17 protein-coding genes and 1 tRNA gene are annotated in these 25490 nt (G+C 34.0%); 6 read left to right on the top strand and 12 right to left on the bottom strand.

Going from position 1 to position 25490, the window contains the following annotated elements; genetic code table 11:
- Positions 1 to 2 precede the first annotated feature (2 nt).
- From C7H52_RS04945 to C7H52_RS04920, 6 genes are read right to left on the bottom strand one after another with little or no spacing between them, the layout of a single operon-like run.
- Positions 3 to 1403, bottom strand: a complete 1401-nt coding sequence (locus C7H52_RS04945) for a quinol:cytochrome C oxidoreductase (RefSeq protein ID WP_106462773.1) — start codon at positions 1401 to 1403, stop codon at positions 3 to 5.
- A gap of 28 nt (positions 1404 to 1431) precedes the next feature.
- Entirely contained in the window at positions 1432 to 1980 is a 549-nt protein-coding gene (locus tag C7H52_RS04940) for a c-type cytochrome (protein ID WP_106462772.1), read from the bottom strand.
- 9 nt (positions 1981 to 1989) lie between these two features.
- Positions 1990 to 2520, bottom strand: a complete 531-nt coding sequence (locus C7H52_RS04935; RefSeq protein ID WP_106462771.1) for a DUF3341 domain-containing protein — start codon at positions 2518 to 2520, stop codon at positions 1990 to 1992.
- A 9-nt stretch (positions 2521 to 2529) separates the two neighbouring features.
- Positions 2530 to 3990: an NrfD/PsrC family molybdoenzyme membrane anchor subunit gene (gene nrfD, locus C7H52_RS04930; RefSeq protein ID WP_106462770.1), complete on the bottom strand. Its 1461-nt coding sequence runs from the start codon at positions 3988 to 3990 to the stop codon at positions 2530 to 2532.
- 39 nt (positions 3991 to 4029) lie between these two features.
- Positions 4030 to 7224: a TAT-variant-translocated molybdopterin oxidoreductase gene (locus tag C7H52_RS04925; RefSeq protein ID WP_106462769.1), complete on the bottom strand. Its 3195-nt coding sequence runs from the start codon at positions 7222 to 7224 to the stop codon at positions 4030 to 4032.
- 58 nt (positions 7225 to 7282) lie between these two features.
- On the bottom strand, positions 7283 to 8575 hold the full coding sequence (locus C7H52_RS04920) for a c-type cytochrome (protein ID WP_106463076.1): 1293 nt from the start codon (positions 8573 to 8575) through the stop codon (positions 7283 to 7285).
- A gap of 217 nt (positions 8576 to 8792) precedes the next feature.
- Here C7H52_RS04920 and C7H52_RS04915 point away from each other — a divergent pair, with 217 nt between their 5' ends.
- On the top strand, positions 8793 to 9185 hold the full coding sequence (locus C7H52_RS04915; RefSeq protein WP_106462768.1) for an SPOR domain-containing protein: 393 nt from the start codon (positions 8793 to 8795) through the stop codon (positions 9183 to 9185).
- Positions 9186 to 9245: 60 nt separating this feature from the next.
- Here the strand turns inward: C7H52_RS04915 and infB are convergent, their stop codons facing one another.
- The 4 genes from infB to C7H52_RS04895 all read right to left on the bottom strand — a co-directional run bounded on the left by infB (position 9246) and on the right by C7H52_RS04895 (position 14025).
- A complete protein-coding gene (gene infB / locus C7H52_RS04910; RefSeq protein WP_106462767.1) occupies positions 9246 to 12032 on the bottom strand; it encodes a translation initiation factor IF-2 in 2787 nt (928 codons plus the stop codon).
- Between the two features lie 36 nt (positions 12033 to 12068).
- Complete coding sequence (nusA, locus tag C7H52_RS04905; protein WP_106462766.1) at positions 12069 to 13301, bottom strand: transcription termination factor NusA; 1233 nt, start codon at positions 13299 to 13301, stop codon at positions 12069 to 12071.
- Between the two features lie 13 nt (positions 13302 to 13314).
- Positions 13315 to 13779 carry a ribosome assembly cofactor RimP gene (gene rimP, locus C7H52_RS04900; RefSeq protein ID WP_106462765.1) on the bottom strand — a complete coding sequence of 155 codons (465 nt, stop codon included), beginning with the start codon at positions 13777 to 13779 and terminating at the stop codon, positions 13315 to 13317.
- 173 nt (positions 13780 to 13952) lie between these two features.
- Positions 13953 to 14025 (bottom strand) — tRNA-Gln (locus tag C7H52_RS04895).
- 148 nt (positions 14026 to 14173) lie between these two features.
- Between C7H52_RS04895 and C7H52_RS04890 the strand changes: the two genes are divergently transcribed.
- Positions 14174 to 17485, top strand: a complete 3312-nt coding sequence (locus C7H52_RS04890; protein ID WP_106462764.1) for a glycosyltransferase family 117 protein — start codon at positions 14174 to 14176, stop codon at positions 17483 to 17485.
- Between the two features lie 4 nt (positions 17486 to 17489).
- A complete protein-coding gene (locus C7H52_RS04885) occupies positions 17490 to 18134 on the top strand; it encodes a polysaccharide deacetylase family protein (RefSeq protein ID WP_106462763.1) in 645 nt (214 codons plus the stop codon).
- Here the strand turns inward: C7H52_RS04885 and C7H52_RS04880 are convergent, their stop codons facing one another.
- A complete protein-coding gene (locus tag C7H52_RS04880; protein ID WP_106462762.1) occupies positions 18135 to 18431 on the bottom strand; it encodes a thioredoxin family protein in 297 nt (98 codons plus the stop codon).
- Positions 18432 to 18526: 95 nt separating this feature from the next.
- Complete coding sequence (locus C7H52_RS04875; RefSeq protein WP_106462761.1) at positions 18527 to 19825, bottom strand: metallophosphoesterase; 1299 nt, start codon at positions 19823 to 19825, stop codon at positions 18527 to 18529.
- Between the two features lie 113 nt (positions 19826 to 19938).
- Between C7H52_RS04875 and C7H52_RS04870 the strand changes: the two genes are divergently transcribed.
- From C7H52_RS04870 to C7H52_RS04860, 3 genes are all read left to right on the top strand, one after another.
- A complete protein-coding gene (locus tag C7H52_RS04870; protein WP_106462760.1) occupies positions 19939 to 22878 on the top strand; it encodes a GH92 family glycosyl hydrolase in 2940 nt (979 codons plus the stop codon).
- 107 nt (positions 22879 to 22985) lie between these two features.
- Positions 22986 to 24296: a sugar MFS transporter gene (locus C7H52_RS04865; protein WP_106462759.1), complete on the top strand. Its 1311-nt coding sequence runs from the start codon at positions 22986 to 22988 to the stop codon at positions 24294 to 24296.
- 95 nt (positions 24297 to 24391) lie between these two features.
- Positions 24392 to 25396, top strand: a complete 1005-nt coding sequence (locus C7H52_RS04860) for an isoaspartyl peptidase/L-asparaginase family protein (RefSeq protein WP_106462758.1) — start codon at positions 24392 to 24394, stop codon at positions 25394 to 25396.
- The last annotated feature ends 94 nt before the right edge of the window (positions 25397 to 25490 follow it).

Raw genomic sequence — 25490 nt, 5'->3', positions numbered from 1 at the left:
TATTAATAATGAAAATGTTCACTTTCCTTAATTAAAGGGTTACCTTTTGGTAATAGCGGTGCTTTTGATAAAGCAGTAAATACGATAAGTATGAATAAACCAGCAAATAGTAATATTGATCCAATTTCTGGAACACCAATAAACCATCTGTCTCCAACCGTTGCAGGCATAATCATATTAAAGATATCAATATAGTGTCCACATAAGATTACTATCCCAGCCATTACTACAAACCAAGGTAAACGTTTGTAATCACTATTCATTAACAGTAATAATGGGAAAACAAAATTCATGGCTACCATACCAAAGAATGGTAATTTATAATCTTCAATTCTAGTTATGAAGTAAGTTACTTCTTCTGGAATGTTTGAGTACCAGATTAACATAAATTGTGAAAACCATAAGTAAGTCCAGAAAATAGAAATACCAAACATGAATTTAGCTAAATCATGAATATGGCTATCGTTAACCTGTGGTAATAAACCCTTAGACTTTAAATACATTGTAATTAATGCAATAACGGTAATACCACTTACAAACATACTTGCAAACACATACCATCCAAATAAGGTAGAAAACCAGTGAGGATCTACAGACATAATCCAATCCCAAGACATCATAGATTCTGTATAAATAAAGAATACTAAAAATGCTGCTGAAATTCTAAATGTCTTCTTGTAATTTCTAATATCACCTTTTTCTGCATCATCTTGAGCTAAAGAGAATTTACGAGCGAAGAAACGGTATAAACACCAACCAGCAATAAAAATGATTCCTCTAATTAAAAAACCTGTTTTATTTAACCAGCCTTGTTTTCCTGCAACTAATTTATCGTAATGCTCACTTTGAGGATTCACCATTTCTGGATCCATCCAAATAAAAATATGATCACCAGCAAAGTATGCTACACCTAAAACAATAATAGCTCCAGGTAATAAGTAATAAGTAATAGCTTCCATAACTCTAAATAGTAATGGCGACCAACCCGCTTGAGCTGCAAATTGTATAGCGTAAAAAGCAAGAACACCTAAAGAAATCATCATAAAGAAAAAAGCTGCCACGTATAATGCAGACCATGGTCTATTATGAATTTGATGCATAACGTGTTCTGCATGCTCGTCATCATGTGATGCCTCAGCGTGATGATTGTCACTTGATAAAGCACCGTGCGTATCGTCTGCATGTGTATTATCTGAATGATCATTACCACCTTTTACAACATGAGCTACTGTTTTAGCTTCATGCGCTTCGCCATGTCCACCATGTGAACTTTCACTTGCTAATAATTCTTTTACATCACCTAATGATTTATCTGAATCTATAAAACCAAAAGTGATACCAATTATACCTAGTATGATTAGGATAACAGCGAATATTTTAAGTCTACTTGAAAATGTGTACATATCTTTATATATAACCTTTTATCTCCTATTATTTTATTTCAGAACGTAATTTCATTACATACTGAGCTACTTCCCAACGTTCTTTTTCATTCAACTGGTTAGCATAAGAACCCATTGCATTTTTACCATAATAAATTGTATGATAAACACTACCAATGGTAATATCTCTGTCTGCATAACTAGGAACACCAAGAATCTTTTCTCTTTTAACTAGATTACCTTGACCTTTACCATTATTACCGTGACAAATAGCACAGTAAATTTGATACAGTTGACCAGTTTTAATTTCGTCCACTTGTGTTGAATCTAATGGGGAACGTAATGTGTTTTTAGCTAATTCGTAACCTTCCGTTGTATTTGGAATTTCGAATAACGAATAACCTCTTGGAATAGTTCCTTTTACAGGAATCTGAGCTTCAACATCACCTGCAAAAATTTCAGCTTCTTGGTAAGCTTCATAACCAACAGACTCATACATGTTTGGCATGTATTCGTAATTTGGTCTAGAATCTTTTTTACAAGATGCTAAAGAGATTAGAAGGACTGAAACTAGTATTAAATTATTTAAAATCTTCATGAGTTCTAATTAATGCGCTTTATCTACAATATTAACTTCTACAGCACCAGTTGATAAGAAAAAATCATGTAGTGCTTTTTCATCACCATGTACAGGTACTTCCATAAGGAAATGATCGTCTGTTGTTCTTTTATCTGGGTTTTCTGCTTCTTTAAAAGGCCACATTCTACTTCTTAAGTAAAATGTAATAACCATTAAGTGAGCTGCAAAAAATACAGTAAGCTCAAACATAATTGGAACAAAAGCCGGCATGTTCTCTAAATAACTGAAACTTGGCTTACCACCAATATCCTGAGGCCAATCCTCAATCATGATAAAATTCATCATTAATGTGGCAACAGCTAAACCGACACAACCGTACATAAAGGCACATATGGCTAAACGTGTAGGTGCTAATCCCATTGCCTTATCTAGTCCGTGAACTGGAAATGGTGTATAAATTTCTTCGATATGATGTTTAGCAGCACGTGTTTGTTTCACTGCAGACATTAAAATGTCGTCATCATTGTAAATAGCGTGAATTACTTTTGAAGCTTCCATATGCTACTTTTAATTGTTTGTGTTATTATCTTCTTCTAATTTTAAATTAGAAGTTCTTGCATCTGCTCCTGTACCAACTAAAGATTGTCCTGAATCTCTAAGAGTTTTGTACTTGTCTCCAGATGATTTTAAAATCGTTTTTACTTCGGCCTGTGCGATAACTGGGAATGTTCTAGAGTATAATAAAAATAATACAAAGAAGAATCCTATGGTTCCTATAAAGATCCCAATATCTACAAATGTTGGAGAGAACATTGTCCAAGATGATGGTAAGTAATCTCTGTGTAATGATGTTACAATAATTACAAAACGCTCAAACCACATCCCAATGTTTACTACAATTGAAATAGCAAAAGAAAACATAATACTTGTACGTAATTTCTTAAACCACATAAATTGAGGAGAAAATACGTTACATGACATCATTGCCCAATATGCCCATGCGTAAGGTCCGGTTGCTCTGTTTAAGAAAGCATATTGCTCAAACTCTACACCAGAATACCATGCTACGAATAACTCTGTAATATAAGCTACACCAACAATAGAACCTGTAAGCATAATGACAATATTCATTAACTCAATGTGTTGTACTGTAATATAATCTTCCATATTACATACTTTACGCATAATAATAAGAAGTGTGTTTACCATAGCAAATCCAGAGAAAATCGCACCAGCAACGAAGTATGGTGGGAAAATTGTGGTATGCCATCCTGGTATAACAGATGTTGCGAAGTCAAACGATACAATTGTGTGTACCGAAAGTACTAATGGTGTTGCTAAACCTGCAAGTACTAAAGAAACTTCTTCAAAACGTTGCCAGTCTTTTGCTCTACCTGTCCAACCAAAACTTAGTAAACTGTATATTTTTTTCTGGAATGGTTTGATAGCTCTATCTCTAAGCATTGCAAAGTCAGGTAATAAACCAGTCCACCAGAATACTAATGATACCGATAAATACGTTGAAATTGCAAATACATCCCAAAGTAAAGGTGAATTAAAGTTTACCCATAACGATCCAAATTGGTTTGGTATAGGTAAAACCCAGTATGCTAACCATGGACGACCCATGTGAATTATTGGGAATAAACCTGCTTGAACTACCGAGAAGATTGTCATTGCTTCCGCAGAACGGTTAATTGCCATTCTCCATTTTTGACGGAATAATAAAAGTACTGCAGAAATTAATGTTCCTGCGTGACCAATACCAACCCACCAAACGAAGTTAGTAATATCCCAAGCCCAGTTTACTGTTCTGTTTAATCCCCAAGTACCGATACCTGTAGATACTGTATAAATAATACATCCTATTCCCCAAAGAAATGCAATAAGAGCGATTGAAAAAACAATCCACCATTGCTTATTTGCTTTACCTTCTACAGGTGCGGCAATGTCTACAGTTACATCGTGGTAAGATTTGTTACCGGTAACTAAAGGTCTTCTAATAGGTGCTTCGTAATGAGACGCCATAATCCTTTTTAAATTATTACTTTGTTAATTATCTACTTATTATATGTTTCTTACTTTAGTTTGGTACATCACATTTGGTTTTGTCCCAACACTTTCTAGTAAGTGATACATACGATCATCTTTTGTTAAAGCCGCAACTTTACTATCCTTATCGTTTATGTCTCCAAAAGTCATTGCTCCATTGCTACAAGCTGCAGAACAAGCGGTTTGGAATTCTCCATCTTTAATTTCACGTCCGTCACGTTTAGCATCAAGAATAGTTTTTTGTGTTTTTTGAATACACATAGAACATTTCTCCATAACTCCACGAGAACGTACTGTAACATCTGGATTGATAACCATACGACCTAAATCGTCATTCATGTGGTAATCGAACTCATCGTTACCGTTATATAAGAACCAGTTAAAACGACGTACTTTATAAGGGCAGTTGTTTGCACAATATCTTGTACCAACACATCTGTTATAAGCCATGTGGTTTTGACCTTGACGACCATGAGCTGTTGCCGCTACTGGACAAACAGTTTCACATGGAGCATGGTTACAGTGCTGACACATAACTGGTTGGAAAGCTACTTGTGGATTATCTGCAGGATCTTCTAATTCTCCAAAACCTCCTAAAGAACCATTATCTCCAAATAAACCAGAGAATCCCTCTTTTTTAGCATCATCTTCAGCAAAAGTTTCTTCTGAAGAATAATATCTATCTATACGTAACCAATGCATATCACGGCTACGACGTATTTCTTCTTTACCAACTACAGGTACATTATTCTCTGCATGACAAGCAATAACACAAGCACCACAACCGGTACATGCATTTAAATCGATTGATAAGTTGAAGTGATGTCCAATAGAACGATCAAATTCATCCCATAAATCTACTTCTGGAGACGTTACTGGAGTCTCTTGGTGATTTAAAGATACTACTGGAATTGCATTCCAGTAGTGCTTATCTTTAGTGTTAAACACCTCTAAAGTTGTTTCTTTAACAATATCTCCACGACCCATTAATGTACGTTGTACTTGGATACTCGCAAATTCATGTTTCCCTGCTACTTTAGCAATATCTACAGACTGTGTACTATTAAAGTTAGTGTATAACTTATAAGCATTAACCCCTGTTTTCATTTCGTCCTTAAGACCAGCTACTCTACCGTACCCTAAAGATAATCCGATAGTTCCTTTAGCTTGTCCTGGTTGGATAACTACAGGAACATTTTTTAATGTGGTATTACCTAATTTAATATCGATATAACTACCATCTAAAGCACCAGTAGCATCGTAAGTATTTGTAATTTCTTTAGCTTCAGCATCTGCATTAGATATTGTAGCGTAGTTATCCCAAGATATTCTTGAAATTGGATCTGGAAACTCTTGTAACCAAGGGTTGTTAGCTTGTTGTCCATCACCCATACCAACTTTAGTATATAGGGCTAATTCAAAACCTTTTCCTGCTTTTGCAGAATTTGCCAACTCGCTAGCTGCGTTAGACACAGAAATGTTTAACATTTGAGGCTCCTCTACGACTGCATCTTCTTTTTTAAGACCTAAACCTGTAGCAACATCGTCTATAACACCTCCAACAAACGTTTTATCTGTATTTTCTTGTGTTGCTGTATCTGAAACAATATTTTCTACTGTAAATCCGCTTCCAACAAAAACACCATCGTGTAAAGCTTGGTTAAAAGATTGTCCTTTAAGAATAGACGTCTTCCAAGTATCTTTAATATAATCGTTTAATGGCGTATCGTTTGCAATCCACTTTAATAAAGCGTCTTGAAATTGTCTTGTTTTAAATAACGGACGAATTGTAGGTTGCATTAACCCATAATGTCCTTTTTTAAACTCTACATCTCCCCAACTTTCTAAGTAATGTGGAGCTGGAGCAATAAATTGAGTTTCTAAAGCAGTTTCATCTTCTTTAATAGAAAATGCAATTGTAAGTTTTGTCTTTTTTAAACCTGCCTTAAAATCTTCAGAATTTGGTAAGGTGTATAATGGATTTACGCCATTCATAATAACAGCACCAACACTACCAGATTTCATATCATTTACCAATTGCATCACAGCTTCGTCTTTACCTTGACGCGTTTTAATTACGTTTTTAGTATCAAAAGCTTTACTGCTTAATTTGGCATTAATTTCTAAAGCAACAGTTTGCGCATTTACATCTTGTAAACCTGTTACAACAACTGCATTACTACCTGCTTTATTTATTTCTGAAGCAACTTTATTTACTACAGCTTCCAAGTTCTTTGGTAAATTTCCTGAAACAGAACCACCAACAATATAACTATGTAATTTTGCTAAAACTAATTTTTGCTCGCTTGGCTTTAACGGCACACGCATATCTGCATTGGCACCAGACAAGGACATATTTGTCTCAAACTGAATATGGCGAGACATTTTTCCGTTTTGAGGAACACGTCCTTGAGCATATCCAGAGTCAAAACCACCACCTTGCCAGTCACCTAAGAAATCGGCACCGACAGATACAATAGTTTGAGCTTTTGAAAAATCGTAATTTGCAAGAGCACGTTCTCCGTATTTAGCTTCAAACGCATCTAATGCCTTAGATTCTGAAACCGCATCGTACTGAACATGTTTTACGTTTCCGTATTTTGCTTTAAATTCTTCAATTAATTTATAGGTTGAAGGACTTGCAAAGGTCTGTGTTAATAATACAATTTGCTTACCTTCATTCATTAAATTGGTTAGGGTCTGATTCACTTCTGCATCAAACTCACTCCAAGTAATTTTATTTCCGTTTTTCTTAGGATGTTTAGCTCTAAGACTGTCATACAAATCTAAAACAGAAGCATTAACTCTTGCATTAGCATTTCCATTGGTTTGTGCTAAAGTGTTATTTTCAATTTTAATGGGACGACCTTCTCTGGTTTTAACTAAAACACTCGCAAAATCAAAACCGTTAGCTATTGTAGTGGCATAATAATTTGCTACACCAGGCACAATAGTCTCTGACTGAACTACATAAGGTATCGATTTAATGACTGGTCCTTCACACGCCGCTAATGAAGCAGCTGCTGTACTAAAACCAACATACTTTAAGAAATCGCGTCGAGTTGTAGACGACTCCTCCAGAGTATTCTTATCACCTAAGAATTCATCGGTAGGAATTTCATTAACAAACTCGTTTTGTTTTAGCGTCTCAACAATAGAGCTATCTTTTAGCTCCTCAACACTTGTCCAGTATTTCTTGTTTGATGACATATTATATAATTGAATTACTTCTTATTAATTTTTTGATACTTCTATACTATTGCGACAATTAGTAGTGACACTTACCACATTCTAATCCGCCCATCTGCGCAGCAGTTAACTGATCTACACCATACTTTTTAGATAACTCTTCATGAATTTTAGTATAGTAATCATTTCCTTCTACCTTAACATTTGTCTCTCTGTGACAGTTAATACACCAGCCCATTGTTAATGGTGCGTGCTGATACATCACTTCCATTTCTTCAACTGGTCCGTGACAGGTCTGGCATTCAATCTGACCAACCATAACGTGTTGAGAGTGATTAAAATAAGCAAAGTCTGGTAAATTATGAATTCTAACCCATTTAACCGGCTTTGTTTTACCTGTATATTTCTGGTTTGCATCATCCCAACCTACTGCTTCGTAAAGCTTTTTAATTTCACCATCGTAAAACTCTTTACTATACTCTTCTGTTGCTGTAGATTCTGCCACTTCATAAATAGACTTGTGACAGTTCATACAAATATTTAATGATGGAATACCCGAATGTTTAGAAACTCTTGCTGAAGAGTGACAATATTTACAATCGATTCCATTTTCACCTGCATGTATTCTGTGTGAGTAATGAATAGGCTGCACTGGCTCGTATCCTTGATTTACTCCTACCTGAGATAAATACCCATAAACAAAATAAGCACTTGATAACAATAAAATAATAACTGTTACAATTACTAAAAATTGGTTTTGAACAAAAGCCTTCCAAAGTGGTGTACGCTCTGTTTTAGCAGGAAGTTCAACACCTTTTTCAGTTGCAAAACGTCTTAAGGTTTTATTTACAATAACTAAAGCAATTGCTAGTAAAGCAAACAATACTGCTAAAGCACCAAGGATTAAAATATTTGAATCACCAGAATCTACTGGTGGAGTATTTATAATTGTTGGTCCAGGAAGTCCATCAGTAGGAGTTTCAGCTTGAGCTGTGTAAGCAAGAATATTATCAATATCTGCATTAGATAATTGAGGAAAAGCCGTCATAGCGGTTCCGTTATACTCCTTGTAAATCTTATTTGCATAAGCGTCGCCAGCTTTTATCATTCCGGCACTATTCTTAATCCACTTATACAACCACTCACGATCCAATCCTTCTTCTTCAGCTAAACGTGTTTCCACATTAGCTAAAGCAGGACCTGTCATTTTCTTATTTAGTTTATGACAAGATGCACAGTTGGCATTAAATAAAGATTTTCCCGCCGCAGCATCTCCTTCTTGTGCGGATAATGACGAAGAGAAAGCGAGCAATACGACTAAGCTTAAACGTAGAAAAAGAAAGCTTAAGTTACGGTGAATCACCTGTTTCATATTATTAATTGAATTTACTTCTAAACTTTGGTATGATTTTTTCACTATATAAAATGATAAAATCGGTTTTTTACATGTTACGCAAAAGTAATACTTAAAGTCGATTTTAGAAATGTTAGAGAACTCTTAATTTATAATTTAGAAAAATTCTAAATAAGATTTTTTAATATTTCCCGTTTTAAGAACTACTTTTGTTTTAAATTAAATTAGTAGACCCATGAATAAATCCATAAGATTTGCATTATTTACAGTATCATTCCTTGTATTTACTATAAACATACAAGCACAGAATTCGACTGTAAAAATAGATAAAGATCCAAAAATTGATGCTTTATTAAAGCTGAAAAAAGAACTAAATGCCGACAATTCTTCGTCTAAGAACTACAAAATTCAAATTTTTTCTGGAGATATGGCAGGTGCTAAAAATGCAGAATCTAAGTATAAACTAAATTTTAAAGATTGGAAGTCTTCTATGGAATATGAGACTCCGAACTATAAAATATGGGTTGGTAGCTTTAGAACGAGTTTAGAAGCCGACAGAGCTTTAAAAACAATACGTAAAGAATTTAATGGTGCTTTTATTTTTAAACCAAAACAAGAACGAAAATAACATATTTTAAATACAAAAAGGCGACCAAATGGTCGCCTTTTTTGTTTAACATATTTATAGTTACTTAAGCTTTTTCTTAACTTCCACTTCATGGAATGCTTCAATAACATCTTGTTCTTTAATATCATTGTAGTTTTTAATTTGCATACCACAATCGTAACCTTTAGAAACTTCTTTAACGTCGTCTTTAAATCGTTTAAGTGATGCCAGTTCACCTGTGTAAACTACAACACCATCACGAATAATTCGGATTTGTGAATTTCTAAAAATCTTACCATTGGTTACCATACAACCTGCAATGGTACCAATTTTAGATACTTTAAAGATTTCTCTAATTTCTGCAGTACCAGTAATCTCTTCTTTAAGCTCTGGAGATAACATACCTTCCATTGCATCTTTAAGATCGTTTATAGCATCATAAATAATAGAATATGTTCTGATATCTACTTCTTCTTGATCTGCTATAGATCTTGCATTACCTACTGGTCTTACATTAAATCCGATAATAATGGCATCTGAAGCAGTTGCTAGTAACACATCACTTTCTGTAATAGCTCCTACACCTTTATGAATTATATTAACCTGTATTTCTTCTGTAGATAATTTTTGGAATGAATCTGTTAATGCTTCAACCGAACCATCCACGTCACCTTTAAGAATAATATTTAATTCTTTAAAAGTTCCTAAAGCAATACGTCTACCAATTTCATCTAAAGTTAATGATTTAGTTGTTCTAACATCTTGCTCACGTTGTAATTGCGTACGTTTAGAGGCAATTTGTTTCGCTTCTCTTTCGTCTTCAAACACATTAAACTTATCACCTGCTTGAGGCGCTCCATCTAATCCTAATATAGAAACTGGTGTTGAAGGACCTGCAGCAGCAACATCGTTACCACGCTCATCCTGCATTGCTTTTACTTTACCACTACTCTTACCTGCCAAGACATAATCTCCAACACGTAATGTTCCTGCCTGAACCAATACCGTTGAAACATAACCTCTACCTTTATCTAAAAAGGCCTCAACTACGGTTCCTACAGCTGGTTTATTTGGATTAGCTTTAAGCTCCAAAAGCTCCGCTTCTAAAAGTACTTTTTCTAAAAGTTCTTTAACACCTGTACCTACTTTTGCTGAAATATCATGAGATTGAATTTTTCCACCCCAATCTTCAACAAGTAAATTCATTTGCGCTAAACCTTCCTTAATCTTTTCTGGATTTGCAGTAGGTTTATCAATTTTATTAATTGCAAAAACAATAGGAACTCCTGCTGCTTGAGCGTGAGCAATTGCTTCTTTTGTTTGAGGCATGATATCATCATCTGCTGCTGCCACAATAATAGCAATATCTGTTACCTGAGCACCACGTGCACGCATTGCCGTAAAGGCCTCGTGACCAGGTGTATCTAAAAAGGCAATTTTTTGTCCGTTATCGAGTTTTACACCATACGCACCAATGTGCTGTGTAATTCCTCCAGACTCACCTGCAATAACATTCTCTTTTCTAATATAATCCAGTAAAGATGTTTTACCGTGATCTACGTGACCCATCACGGTAACGATTGGTGCACGATCTACTAAATCTTCTGGTTTATCTTCTACTTCAGTTATAGATTCTTCTATATCTGCTGTAATAAATTCTACTTTATAACCAAATTCATCTGCAACAATAGATAAAGTTTCAGCATCTAAACGCTGATTCATAGTAACCATCATTCCAAGTGACATACATGCTGAAATAATTTGAGTAACACTCACATCCATCATCGTTGCCATTTCACTAGCTGTAACAAATTCTGTTACTTTTAGTGTCTTGCTTTCTGCAGCTTCTATTTGCTGATCAATCTCAGATTTCTCTCTGTGCTGATCTCTTTTATCTCTTCTATATTTAGCTCCTTTTCCTTTAGATGATTTTCCTTGAAGTTTTTCTAAAGTTTCACGAACTTGTCTTTGTACTTCTTCTTCTGTAGGTTCAGCCTTAACGATTGGACCTCTTTTTTGATTACCACCTTTTTTACCTTTAAAACGATCGTTACCGCGCGACGTATTAGTTCCTGCATCACCAGGTTTAGAAATACGGCGACGCTTACGCTTGTTGTTTGCCGAATTTGCGCCTGGTTTAGAATCTTCTTTCTTCTTTTTAGGCTTATTAAATTGTGATAAGTCTATTTTATCTCCAGCAATTTTGGGACCTGATAGTTTTTGATATTTAGTCTCTACCATTTCATCTCCAGGACCAACCTCTTTAGCAACTTCTTCCTTTTCAGTTGCGTCTTTAGATTTTTCTTTAGGAGTTTCTGTTTTAGGCTCTGTCTTTGACTTTTCCGGAGCTTTCTCTTTAGGAGCTTCTGGCTTAGATTCTGATTTTTCCGGAGCCGGCTTAGCTGCTACAGGTTGATCTTCTTTCTTAGCTACTGGAGCTTCTTCTTTTTTAGGCTCTGTTTTAGCTTCCGCTTTTTCTGACTGAGTATTGGCAGTTGTTTTCTGATCTAAATCAATCTTACCAACTGTTTTAGGTCCAGAAAGTGTTTTTGAAGCTTTTACCACTTCTTGCTCTTTAGCTTTAGCTGCAGCTTCTTCTCTTTTCGCTTTTTCCTCTAGCTCCTTTTCACGTTTTAAACGTAAATCCTCCTTTTCTTTAAGCTTAGCTTCACTTACTGCCTGAGATTTCATCTTTTTATTAGCGTCTGTCTCGAATTGATCTGATAACAACTTGTAAGTTTCTTCAGAAATTTTCGTAGTAGGACGCTTCTCTATTTCGACACCTTTGGAATCTAAATATTCCACAGCACGATCTAGAGAGATGTTAAGCTCACGTAATACTTTATTTAATCTAATTGTTTCAGCCATAAATTGCTTTACTCTTTAATAACTTCAAATATAGGTTTAATCTTCAAATTCTTCTTTAAGAATACGAATGACATCCATAATTGTTTCTTCTTCTAAATCGGTACGTTTAACAAGGTCTTCTACATCTTGCTCAAGTACACTTTTCGCAGTATCTAAACCTGCTTTGCTGAATTCTGCAATAATCCAACCTTCAATTTCATCAGAGAATTCTCTTAATTCCACATCTTCTTCCGCTCCTTCTCTAAATACATCTATTTCATAACCAGTTAATTGACCAGCCAATCTAATATTGTGACCTCCACGACCAATAGCTTTACTTACTTCTTCTGGTTTCAGAATAGCTTCAGCACGTTTGTTTTCCTCATCAATTTTAATAGATGTCACACGTGCAGGACTAAGCGCTCTGGTGATGTAAAGGTTTAAGTTATTAGTATAATTAATAACATCTATGTTTTCATTACCTAATTCTCTAACAATACCATGAATACGAGATCCTTTCATCCCTACACAAGCACCTACTGGGTCAATTCTATCATCGTAAGAATCTACCGCCACTTTAGCTTTTTCCCCTGGAATTCTAACTACGTTTTTAATAGTAATTAAACCATCAAACACTTCTGGAATTTCAGATTCAAATAATTTTTCTAAGAACTTAGGCGATGTACGAGACATAATAATGGCTGGCTTATTTCCTTTTAAGTCAACACTTTCTATAATTCCTCTTACGTTATCTCCTTTTCTAAAGAAATCCGACGGGATTTGCTTTTCCTTTGGCAAGATAATTTCATTTCCTTCATCATCCAACAAAATTACTGCTTTATGACGAATATGATGTACCTCTGCAGTATACAAGTCGCCTTCTAAATCTTTAAATTGCTTATAAAGATTAGTATTGTCATGCTCATGAATTTTTGAAATTAAATTTTGACGAAGCGCTAAAATAGCACGACGTCCTAAATCGATTAATTTCACTTCTTCCGATACATCTTCCCCTACCTCAAAATCTGGCTCAATTTTACGAGCTTCAGATAAAGAGATTTCTTGGTTTGGTTCTTCAACCTCACCATCGGCAACTACAACTCTGTTTCTCCAGATTTCTAAATCTCCTTTATCTGGATTAATAATAATATCAAAATTATCATCATCTCCAAACTTTTTCTTTAATGCATTTCTAAAAACGTCTTCTAGAATAGACATTAAAGTGACTCTATCTATTAATTTATCGTCTTTAAATTCTGAAAAAGAGTCTATTAGCGCAAGATTCTCCATATTACATTAATAATTAAAATTTTATTACTACACTAGCGCTAGAAATATCTCCAAACGCTATAGTTTTTTTATTATGAACTGTTACTTTACCTTTTCCGACAGGTTTAGGCTCTCGAGATTTCCACTCAAGGTCGATCCCATCATTTGATACTTTCTTTAATTCTGCTTCCAGCTTTAAACCATCTGTAGTTTTAACCTCCAAAACTCTACCAATATGTTTATCGTACTGTCTTGGTAAGGTTAAAGGTGCAGTAGCACCAGCAGACATAACTTCTAAAGAAAAATCATGTTCTTCCCTATCTATATTGTGTTCTATAGCCCTGCTTATAAACATACAATCTTCCACCTTCACACCAGAATCACCGTCAATAATTATTTTAATGGCATGATCTGACCCTACTGAAAAGTCTATTAAAAATAGATCTTTTCTTTCTTCTAAAGCTTCTTGGAGCAATTGTTTTACTGTGTCTAAAAACATTTTTTAGTATAAAAAGAGGGGACTTTTTTAATGTCCCCTCGCTATAGATTTCTTACAACGATGCAAATATACATTTAATTTATGAAAATTCATAATGTTTTAAAAATGTATGTTTTACAAATTACTTTAAGGCATAAAAAAAGGATTGCCAGTTAGACAATCCTTTTAAAATGTTGGCCCACTAGGGCTCGAACCTAGACTCTTCGGTACCAAAAACCGACGTGTTGCCAGTTACACCATAGGCCATTCTGACATTGAGAGTGCAAATTTAAAACAAAGTTTTACACTTGCAAATATTTTTTAAACAAAATATTAAATAAATTTAAACGTTTGAATAAAAACCAAATGTAATCCCATAATTATTACTAAATTCGCTCTTTAAAAATATACATTTATGTCTGTAAAATCCTTTAAAAAATACAACCAAATATTAGGTTGGTTGACGTTTTTAATTGCATTAATAGTCTACACCTTAACGGTAGAACCAACCGTAAGTTTCTGGGACGCAGGAGAATATATTTTAACTTCTTCAAAACTACAAGTTGGACATCCACCTGGAGCTCCATTATTTCAAATGCTTGGAGCTGTGTTTTCAATATTTGCTATAGACAATTCTTATATTGGTTTAGTCATGAATTTAATGAGTGCTTTTTCTAGTGCATTTGCTATTTTATTTATGTTCTGGTCTATAGTGCTTTTATTACAAAAGATTTCTGCAGTAAAGCTTAGAGACATTACAAAGTCTCAAACTATTGTTATTTTAGGAAGTGCTTTTGTTGGTTCATTATCATTCGCATTTACAGACACTTTTTGGTTTAATGCTGCAGAAACCGAGGTTTATGCTATGGCAACCTTTATAATGACCTTAATGTTTTACCTAGCTTTACGTTGGGAAAAAGATATGTTTAAACCACGTGGTAATCGATGGTTAATTTTAATTGCTTTTGTTATTGGACTTTCCTTTGGTATACACTTTATGGGTTTACTTACTATTCCTGCAATTGGATTAATTTACTTTTTTAAAAATTACGATAAAGTTACTGTTAAAAGTTTTATTGTTGCCAATGTAGTATCGGTTGCGGTTTTACTTTTCATTTTTAAACTTATGTTTCCTAACATCTTGAGATACTTTAGTGTTTTGGAGTTGTTTTTTGTTAATCAAATTGGACTACCTTTTAATTCTGGTAGTATCATTGCCGGAATTTTGCTTATTGCCGGTTTTTATTATGGTTTAAAATACACCCGCGAAAAAGGCTATACACAATATAATACAGGTATTTTATGTCTTTTATTTGTAATAATAGGTTCTTCTACCTGGTTAATGTTACCTATTAGAGCTAATGCCAACGTGGTTATTAATGAAAATAATCCATCGAGTGCAAGAGAGCTTTTGGCTTACTATAACTTGGAGCAATATCCTGAAACGCATTTATTTTATGGTCCTTTATTTACCGATCAATATTCTGGTTTAGATGAAAACAACCCATATGTGGACGATAAACCGAAATATGAAAAAGACGAAGTTAAGGGTGAATATATTATTGTAAACGATTACAAAAATTCTAAGCAAAATTACAATAGTAAACACGCACAAGTATTACCTAGAATGTGGAGTGCTGAGAATGCTGAGAATTATATGATTTTTACCGGGTATTTAGATTTTAAATTAAAAGCTGAATACCAAATGGAAAATGAACTAAGACAAACCGTAAGTTCGTTTAAAGCAGAAGTGGCAAAAGGTCGTGTAGACTATGAAGATTATAACACCTTTTTAAAACAGTTTTCACAATATATTGATGTAGAAAAACCTTCTCTATTTACCAATATCGCTTTTATGTTTGAATATCAGTTAGGTTATATGTATTGGCGTTATTTTATGTGGAATTTTACTGGGAGACAAGATGATATTCAGGGTCGTTTAGACAACCATGGAAATTGGATAAGTGGTATTGATTTTATTGATAGTATGCACTTAGGCCTTTCTCAAGATAACCTTCCTAGTGATGTAAAAAACAACAAAGCAAGAAATACTTATTACTTTTTACCTTTTATTCTTGGGCTTATTGGTTTTTTCTTCATGTTTAATAAAGACAAGAAATTATTCTGGGTTTTATTGGTGTTTTTCTTATTTACCGGTTTAGCCATTCAAGTTTATACTAACGTAAGACCTTTTGAACCTAGAGAGCGTGATTATTCAGTAGTAGGTTCATTTTACGTGTTTGCGCTATGGATAGGAATTGGTGTTTATGCCATTTTTGATTTATTAAAGACCTATGCTTCAAAACGAATTTTAGCTCCTGTAATTCCTGCCGTTTGTATGATTGTTCCTTTAGTTTTAATAGCTAATAACTGGGATGATCACGACAGGTCCGATAAATATACCGCATTAGCTATGGCTAAAAAATATTTAGGCTCATGCCAAGAAAATGCTATTTTATTTTCGATTGGAGATAACGATACGTTCGCTTTATGGTATGCGCAAGAAATTGAAGGTTACCGTACCGATGTGCGTGTGGTAAACACCAGTTTATTTCAAACAGACTGGTATATTGACCAGATGAAACGAAAGGCTTATGAAAGTGATCCAATTCCTTCTGCTTTAACACATGACAAATATAAGCATGGCACACGTGACTATATTATGAAAAATGTGGTTAGTCCAGATACTTTGGACATCAAAACATTTATGACGTTCATAACTAGTGATGACCCTAAAACGAAATTTAAATATTCTGTTATCGCTAATAATGAAGATCCTTCCGGATATCCAGACTTTTATTTAAACTCTAATTATTTCCCTGTAGACCATATTAGAATTCCTGTAAATAAAGAAGCGGTTTTAAAAAATGGTATTGTAAAACAAAAAGATGCCGATAAAATTGAAGATGAGCTTATCGTTAAAATTAAAGACAATGCTATTTATAAGAACAGACTATTAATGTTAGATATAGTAGCTAATAACGATTGGAAACGCCCTATTTATTTTACAGGTGGCGCTTTTAGCGATGAGGATTATATTTGGATGAAAGACTACCTGCAATTAGATGGTATGGTTTACAAATTAGTTCCTATAAAAACTAAGGTTGATAAAGCCAACCCTTTTGATATGGGTCGTGTAGATGCAGACTTAATGTACAAACAGGTAAAATCTTGGGATTGGGGTAATAGTGGTAGTAAAACCATTTACCATGATACAGAAACTAGAAGAAATTCTATTACTTATAGAGGAAATTTAGCGCGTCTTATAGAAGCTTTAATTAATGAAGATGAATTAGACAAAGCTGAAGAAGTAGCCGATATAGCCATGAAGAATATGCCAGTAGATCAATTCGGGTATTATACGTTATTGGAACCATATATTAATGCTTATTACGAAGTGAAGGCTAAAGATAAAGCCCGAAAACTATTTAAAGACGTTGCAGTTAAGTATCAAGAAAGCTTAAAGTATTACAGTGAGTTACCTGTTGAAGACCAAGAAGAAAACTTTACAGAGATTATTACAGATATTGAGCGTTATAAGGCATTAATTGATGTGGTAATAGATTATGATAAGGAATTTGGTAAAAAAGAATCTATGACCTTTAATAACTACTTGCGTTTATTTGAACACTTCTATCAAGGTGATGAGCCTGAAGAAGAAATGAAACCAAATGAACGTGATTTAGAAACTGCTGTAGACACCTTTTCAGGGTTAAAACTAGATTAATCTTTTGCGCTTCATTCCTGTAAAAACACCTTTTTTTATCGGTTGGTTTTTTCCCAAATATATATGGAAAAAGCCAACTGATAAAAATAGTATCTACCTGACTTTTGATGACGGACCGACACCCGAAATTACTCCATGGATTTTAGATGATCTTAAAAAATACAACGCCAAAGCTACTTTTTTTTGTATAGGTGCAAATATTGAAAAACATCCAGATCTATTCAAACGGATTCAACAGGAAGGTCACGTTATAGGTAATCATACTCAAACCCATGTAAATGGTTGGAAAAGCTCGTTGGAAACTTATCAGAAAGAAACTCAAATAGCTCAAAAAAATATAGAAGCTCATTTAATAAATTCATCGAATTCAGCTAAGAAATTATTTAGACCACCATATGGTAGAATAACCTCTCCTCAAGGTAAATGGTTAATCGATAAAGGTTTTAGTATAGTGATGTGGAGTATTCTAACTTTTGATTGGGAGCAAAAATTATCAAAAGAAAAGTGCCTTAAAAAGAGTTTAAAAGCAAAATCGGGTGATATTGTGGTATTTCACGACAGCGTAAAAGCTTCAAAAAACTTAACGTATGTGTTACCGCTATTTTTAAAATATTATACTGAGAAAGGTTATACTATAAAAGGCTTATAACTAAGCGTATTGCTGAAGTTTTGTAATTAATGCATTAGCATCTAACTCGCCGCTTTGTCTCCATTGCATCTCGCCATTCTTATAAATAATTAAGGTAGGCAAACCTTTAACCCTTAGAGCTTCAGATAACTCTTGGTTTTTATCAACGTCAATTTTAATCACTTTCGCTTTATCACCTAAAGCTGCTGCAACATCACGAAGTACTGGATGCATGGCAGTAGATTGTTCGTTCCATTCTGTATAAAAGTCCAATAACACAGGAACTTCAACGTCTATTAATTCTCCAAATTTTGACATGTTACAAAACTTTTAAGATCATATTACCTTACAAACCTACACTTTTTTTTGAATTTCAATAAAAACTTTAAAGAATCTTGGTAAAAAATTAACAATTAAGTAGTTAGTTTTTTCTTTTTAAGTTCAATAACTGTAATTTCAGGCCATATCCCTACACGACCAGGAAATGCTAAAAATCCGAAACCTCTATTAACATAAAGATATTTTCCTTTTTCAGCATATAATCCAGCCCATTTTGGATAACGGTATTTTACAGGACTCCATTTAAAGTTTAAAAAAGGGATCTCTATACCAAACTGCATTCCGTGGGTATGTCCGGCAAGCGTTAGTTGAATTTTCTTATTGAAGTTTATAATATTAGTTTCCTCTTTTACGGTATCTAAGTTAAACCTATCATGGGTATTAAATTCTTTCTTTTTATAGTCAAAATGCGAAGGGTCATGAGACATTAATACATTAAAAGCTCCATCAGAAATTTGTTGAGTTGCCTTTACTAAACTTCCGCGCTTTGGAAAGTGTCTTGACGCTCCCCAGTTTTCAACCCCTAAAATATTTAAGGTGTCTGTTCCACGCTTAATTTGTCGGTTTTCGTTTTGCAACAAATCAAAACCTATAGCTTTATGCACCGCTTCAATTTTTTTATGATTTTCATTAAAATCGGTTACCGATTCATAAGCATAATAACCATAATCATGATTTCCTAACACAGAAAACTTCCCATCTTTTGCTTTCAGCTTTTCAAATATGGAAATATAAGGATCCATTTCTTCTGCTTTAGCATTTACGATGTCTCCGGTAAATAAAATGGCATCACTCTCCTGTTCGTTAATAAGATTAACGGCGTATTCTATTTTTTCAATATTATCGAAACTTCCAGAATGAATATCGCTTATCTGAGTGATTCTGTAACCATCAAAAGCATCGGGTAAATCATCAAATTCTATGGTTTGTGTAATAACTCTAAAATCATATTTCCCCTTAAAAACCCCATATAAAAAACCAGCAAAAGGAATGGCTGCTATACCTAATGCGACTTGGCTAATAAATTTTCTACGAGACGGGATTGCCTCAGAAACTGAACGACTATCTAAACTAAAGTAATTGGCTATTCCAGCAAAAAATCTAAAAATATCTTCAGCAAAGAGAAAGAAAAACACAATGACTTTAGGTACAAAATACGTAAGCATTAATGCAATAGCGTAACCCGTATTTAAGCTAAAGCGGTTTTCATTATAAACAATGTACATATTGTAAACAATAATCAAGCAAACCACCACAAAAAGCAGCCAATAGGCCACTAAAACCATTTTATTTTTAGTAAGTGTTCTAAGTGCAAAAAAAGTATAGAGTTCTACTATAAAAAAAAGAAGAAAAGGAATAAATAAACGCGCCATAATGCTTTTTGAAAAACGAAAATACTGCTTTAGATTTAGTTTTTGTCTTATCAAATTGTTAAACGTTAAAAACTCATACTTTTTGTACATTAGAGCCTAGTAAAAAAAAATTTATGAGAACTCTTTATGCCTTCTTTATTTTACTCGCACTTTTTAGTTGCAAAAAAGAAAAAATTGCCAATAAACAGTCTAATGATGAACAACCGCCATTAATTGAATTTGTAAATCCCTTTATAGGTACTGGCGGACATGGTCACACCTATCCCGGAGCTACGATGCCATTTGGTATGATGCAGTTAAGCCCAGACACCCGTTTAGATGGTTGGGATGGATGCTCGGGTTATCATTATTCGGATGAGTATATTTATGGTTTTTCTCATACACATTTAAGCGGAACAGGAGTTTCAGATTATGGCGATATACTTTTAATGCCAACCAACCAGATTAGTTTCAATAATGGAGCAGATGGCAAAAAAGGATACAAAGCTCATTTCTCTCACGAGAATGAAATTGCACAACCTGGATTTTACAAAGTCCATTTAGACAGCACAAATATTGACGTGGAACTTACCGTGTCTAAACGAAGCGGCATACATAAATACCTATTTCCGTCAAAAGAACATCAAGTTGTTATTTTAGATTTAGCGCATCGAGACGAGGTCTTAGAGGCTAATATTGAAAAGGTTTCAAATACCGAAATTGTGGGCTACCGCTTTTCTAAAGCTTGGGCTAAAGACCAGCGATTATTTTTTGCAATGGAAACTTCCCATCCCTTTGATGCTATTTTACAATCGCCAAAAGAAGATGGCTCGGAAAACGGAATGAGGTCTGCCTTAACTTTTAAGAACCCAAACAACGAACCTGTTTATATTAAAATTGGTATAAGTGCAGTAGATATTGAAGGTGCCAAGCAAAATTTAAAACAGGAAATTGGCACTAAATCTTTTGAGCTTGTAAAAAAAGAAGCCCAAGAGGTCTGGGAGAAACAACTCAATAAAATAGTGATTGAAACTAAAAACCAAGACGATAAAAACAACTTTTATACCGCTTTATATCATACCATGTTGGCTCCAAACCTCTATCAAGATATAGATGGAAGATATCGTGGGATGGATTTAAAAATTCACCAGACTAAAGGTTTTGAATATTACACGGTATTTTCCCTTTGGGATACCTATCGCGCCACGCATCCTTTATACACCATTATTGAGCAGGACAAAACCAACGATTTTATAAACACCTTTTTAGCGAAGTATGATGAAGGTGGCATTATGCCCATTTGGGATTTATCTGGAAATTATACCGGTTGCATGATTGGTTATCATGCTGTACCTGTTATTGCAGATGCGTATTTAAAAGGAATCAACAATTATGATGCTGAAAAAGCTTTTAAGGCCATGAAACATTCTGCTATGCAAGACAAACTAGGATTAAAGGATTATAAAAATATTGGTTTTATTCCTGTTGAAAATGAAAGTGAATCGGTTTCTAAAACCTTAGAATATGCTTACGATGATTGGACAATCGCCAAAATGGCGGACGCTTTAGGTAAAAATGAAGATGCTAAAGCATTTTATAATCGTGCACAATATTATAAGAATGTGTTTGATCCAGAAACCCAGTTTATGCGTGGCCGATTTAGAAATACCTGGTTTACTCCTTTTGATCCTTATGAGGTAAATTTTAATTATACTGAAGCAAATTCGTGGCAATACAGTTTTTATGTTCCACAAGATATTTCTGGATTTATGAAGCTGTTAGGCGGAAAACATCAGCTAGAGCAACAATTAGATCATTTATTTACAGCCGAAAACAAAACTTCTGGCGCACACCAAGTGGATATTACGGGATTAATTGGGCAATATGCACATGGGAACGAGCCTAGTCACCATATGGCATATCTTTATAATTTTGTAAACAAACCTTACAAAACACAAGAAAAAGTACATGAAATTTTAAAAACCATGTACAAAAATGAACCGGATGGTATTTCTGGTAATGAAGATTGCGGACAAATGAGCGCATGGTATGTATTTTCAAGTATAGGATTTTATCCAGTAACGCCAGGAAGCAATACCTATATAATTGGCTCGCCACTTATGGAAAAAGCTACTATTAATCTTGAAAACGGCAAACAATTTTCGATGATTGCTGAAGGTGTTTCCGAAGAAAATAAATACATTGCTTCAGCCACATTAAATGGAAAACCACTGCACCAAAGTTTTATCACGCACCAATCAATTATTGAAGGTGGCACGCTTCATTTTAAGATGACCAATACACTTTCTAAATGGGCTACAAAAGATAGCGAGATCCCAGAAACTTCTATTTCTCAAGAAAAGTATCCGTTTGTTCCTTCGCCTTTTATTGAAAAAGGTGCTATTGCATTTAAAGGTCAAACGGAAGTTCATTTAAATTCCACAGAACAAAACAATCCTATCTACTACAGCTTAAATCATCAAGATTTTAAAGAATATACAGAACCATTTAAAATTACAGAAAACACTATTTTAAATGTATATGCGCAAAAAGACAAGATTAAAAGCCCTGTTTTAGAAACGTCGTTTTATAAAATAGACCCTAATTTAAGTTTAAAATTGAATACTAAGTATGAAAATAGATATAGTGGCGGTGGACCTAATGCTTTAATAGATGGTGTTTTTGGCACTGCCGATTTTAGATCCGGAACTTGGCAGGGTTATCTAGACACTAATTTAGATGTGGTTTTAGACTTAGGAATACAGAAACCAATTAATAACATTCAAATAAATTTTTTAGAAGACCAGCGTTCTTGGATTTTTCTACCCAAAAAAGTTGTTTTTTACGGTTCTAACGATGGTAAAACATTTGAAGAAATAAGTCTCCATGAATTTGAAAAACCTGTAAACAACGAAAACGTTACAGTATCTTCAGTGAAAAGTAAAAAAACGAATAAAAAATATAGATTTATTAAAGTTTATGCCGAAACGTTGGGAAATCTACCAAAATGGCACTTAGGCTTTCAACATCAAGGAAAAAGTTGGATATTCACAGACGAAATAACGGTGCATTAAATTAAGGATTTGACTAAATACAAACCTTTTTTTACGATATATAAACTTAACACCACCTGTTTTTCAACTATTTTTAAAATCTTAATATTTAATTAATCATTTATAAAATGTCAGAACAAAAATCTTACCGATCGTCCTTTATTTTATTAACCACATTATTCTTCCTTTGGGGATTTATTACTGTACTTGTAGATAGTTTAGTTCCGAGATTAAGGGAAGTTTTCGAATTGAGTTATGGAATGATTGGTTTTTTACAATCGGCTTTTTTTGTGGCATACTTTGTATTTTCTTTACCAGCAGGTTGGTTAATTTCAAAAGTAGGTTATAAAAGAGGTATTGTTATTGGTTTACTAACCATGTCTGCCGGATGCTTATTATTTTATCCAGCATCTTCTGAACGTATTTTTGCAGTATTTTTACTGGCATTTTTCACCCTAGCTGGTGGTATTACCATTTTACAGGTTGCTGCCAATCCTTACGTAGCCGTTTTAGGTCCAGAAGAAAAAGCGAGTTCACGTTTAAATTTATCTCAGGCATTTAATTCTTTAGGTGCAACCATTGCTCCTATAGTTGGCGCAGCTTATTTATTAAGCGATAAAATTTTAACCTCTGTTGAGATTGGAAATTTATCGGTAGCCGATAAAGATGCTTATTATTTACAAGAAGCTGGCGCTGTACAAGCTCCGTTTTTAATTTTTGCTGCTGTAATTTTCTTATTAGCCGTTACGTTTTCATTTATTAAACTTCCTCAAATATTAAAAGACTCTGCTGCAAATGGTAGCTATTTCCAGGCACTTAAGAGAAAGCAAGTGTGGATGGGTGCTTTAGGTATTTTCTTTTATGTAGGTGCAGAAGTTGCTATTGGTAGTGTTTTAGTAAACTATTTTTTAGATTTAAACGTTAACGAAATTATTAATAATAGTCCGTTCTTAAAAAGTATTGCAACTGGTTTAATTGAATTATTTGGAGGTTCTACAGAGAATTTAGATGCTAAAGGTCTAGTTGGTGCATTTGTGATGTTTTACTGGTTAGGTGCTATGGTTGGACGTTTTATTGGTTCTTATTTAACTAAAATTTTCAAACCTTCAAGAATATTAATGATTTTTGGTTTAATAGCTATTTCATTAATTGTTGTGAGTATTACCTCAACAGGATTACTAGCTATGTGGTCTATTTTAGCAGTAGGGTTATTTAATTCTATTATGTTCCCAACCATTTTCACTTTAACTTTAGATGGACAAGGCGATTTAAAACCTCGTATTTCTGGTTTACTTTGTATGGCTATTGTTGGTGGTGGTGTTATCTTACCAATTTTTGGAAATTTAGTAGACTGGAAAGGCTTTACCGCAGGATTACTATTCTTAACAGTTTGCTATGGTTACATTGCTTACTTTGCGTTTTCAAAGAAAAATATATAACATAAACTCATAAAGTTCAAAAAAGGCTTAATCTAACTGATTAAGCCTTTTTTCATTTTAATTAAGTATCTTCAAGTTTTAAATTTACCTATAACATGAAACGTCGCAACTTCATAAAAAACGCCTCATTATCCACTTTAGGAATTACAGGAATGGCTTCTGCAATAGCGTGTGAGACGCATAACAAAACCACCAACTTAAAAACTGCTTCAAAAATGACTACTAAAAAATCTGGACCTATTGCTATTTGCACTTGGGCTTTTACCAATGCTAATGCAGCAGCCGGTAAAGCTTTAGACGACAACACAAATGCATTAGATGCCGCTATTATTGGCGTTGCAGTTGAAGAGGAAAATTTAAAAAATTCTACGGTTGGAAAAGGTGGAGATCCGGACCGCGAAGGTAATGTGACTTTGGATGCTTGCGTTATGGATTACACTGGAGATTGTGGTGCGGTCGTTTGTGTGGAAAATATTACCAATGTGGCTGCTTTAGCTAAAAAAGTAATGACCGAAACACCTCATGTGATGTTAGCAGGGCAAGGTGCTGAAGAATTTGCCTATACACAAGGTTTTAGAAAAGAAGAGTTACTTACTGAAGAAGCTAAAAAAAACTGGAAAGAGTGGCTTAAAACTTCGGAATATAAACCCATTATTAATATTGAAAATCACGATACGATTGGCATGTTAACCTTAGATGTTCATGGAAATATTGCTGGAACTTGTACCACATCTGGTTTATCCTATAAAATGAAAGGTCGTGTGGGCGATTCGCCTATTATTGGTTCTGGCTTGTTTATAGATAATGAAATAGGTGGCGCTACCGCAACTGGTATGGGTGAAGAAGTAATGAAAACCGTAGGTAGTTTTTTAATTGTTGAGTTAATGCGACAAGGAAAAAGTCCACAAGAGGCTTGCGAAGAAGCTGTACATCGTATTGTTTCAAAAAATGAAAATTATAAAAATTTTCAAATTGCATACATTGCCATGAATAAAGCTGGAGAAACTGGTTCTTACTGTATCCATAAAGGTTTTACTTATATGAAATATGAGAATGGTAAAAATGAAAATATTCCTTCGCCTTCCTATATAAAAGAATAAAAACAGTATACTTTACAAGACACTTTCAATTGTAAGCTAAATATCTTCTGTTTAAAGCTTAAGTTTTTGTAGTTTTATAATCTTCAAAACCATT

The organism is Aurantibacter aestuarii (genome assembly GCF_003008425.1).
GTDB lineage: Bacteria > Bacteroidota > Bacteroidia > Flavobacteriales > Flavobacteriaceae > Aurantibacter > Aurantibacter aestuarii.
This window is presented reverse-complemented; position numbering and strand designations above follow the sequence as displayed.

What these genes read in the sequence shown, in the direction of transcription:
- C7H52_RS04935 (WP_106462771.1), bottom strand. Translation starts at nt 2,520, where the DNA reads ATGGAAGCTTCAAAAGTAATTCACGCTATTTACAATGATGACGACATT.
- C7H52_RS04880 (WP_106462762.1), bottom strand. Translation starts at nt 18,431, where the DNA reads ATGTCAAAATTTGGAGAATTAATAGACGTTGAAGTTCCTGTGTTATTG.
- C7H52_RS04920 (WP_106463076.1), bottom strand. Translation starts at nt 8,575, where the DNA reads ATGAAACAGGTGATTCACCGTAACTTAAGCTTTCTTTTTCTACGTTTA.
- nrfD (WP_106462770.1), bottom strand. Translation starts at nt 3,990, where the DNA reads ATGGCGTCTCATTACGAAGCACCTATTAGAAGACCTTTAGTTACCGGT.
- C7H52_RS04915 (WP_106462768.1), top strand. Translation starts at nt 8,793, where the DNA reads ATGAATAAATCCATAAGATTTGCATTATTTACAGTATCATTCCTTGTA.
- C7H52_RS04865 (WP_106462759.1), top strand. Translation starts at nt 22,986, where the DNA reads ATGTCAGAACAAAAATCTTACCGATCGTCCTTTATTTTATTAACCACA.
- C7H52_RS04945 (WP_106462773.1), bottom strand. Translation starts at nt 1,403, where the DNA reads ATGTACACATTTTCAAGTAGACTTAAAATATTCGCTGTTATCCTAATC.
- nusA (WP_106462766.1), bottom strand. Translation starts at nt 13,301, where the DNA reads ATGGAGAATCTTGCGCTAATAGACTCTTTTTCAGAATTTAAAGACGAT.
- C7H52_RS04940 (WP_106462772.1), bottom strand. Translation starts at nt 1,980, where the DNA reads ATGAAGATTTTAAATAATTTAATACTAGTTTCAGTCCTTCTAATCTCT.
- C7H52_RS04875 (WP_106462761.1), bottom strand. Translation starts at nt 19,825, where the DNA reads ATGGCGCGTTTATTTATTCCTTTTCTTCTTTTTTTTATAGTAGAACTC.
- infB (WP_106462767.1), bottom strand. Translation starts at nt 12,032, where the DNA reads ATGGCTGAAACAATTAGATTAAATAAAGTATTACGTGAGCTTAACATC.
- C7H52_RS04925 (WP_106462769.1), bottom strand. Translation starts at nt 7,224, where the DNA reads ATGTCATCAAACAAGAAATACTGGACAAGTGTTGAGGAGCTAAAAGAT.
- C7H52_RS04890 (WP_106462764.1), top strand. Translation starts at nt 14,174, where the DNA reads ATGTCTGTAAAATCCTTTAAAAAATACAACCAAATATTAGGTTGGTTG.
- C7H52_RS04860 (WP_106462758.1), top strand. Translation starts at nt 24,392, where the DNA reads ATGAAACGTCGCAACTTCATAAAAAACGCCTCATTATCCACTTTAGGA.
- C7H52_RS04870 (WP_106462760.1), top strand. Translation starts at nt 19,939, where the DNA reads ATGAGAACTCTTTATGCCTTCTTTATTTTACTCGCACTTTTTAGTTGC.
- rimP (WP_106462765.1), bottom strand. Translation starts at nt 13,779, where the DNA reads ATGTTTTTAGACACAGTAAAACAATTGCTCCAAGAAGCTTTAGAAGAA.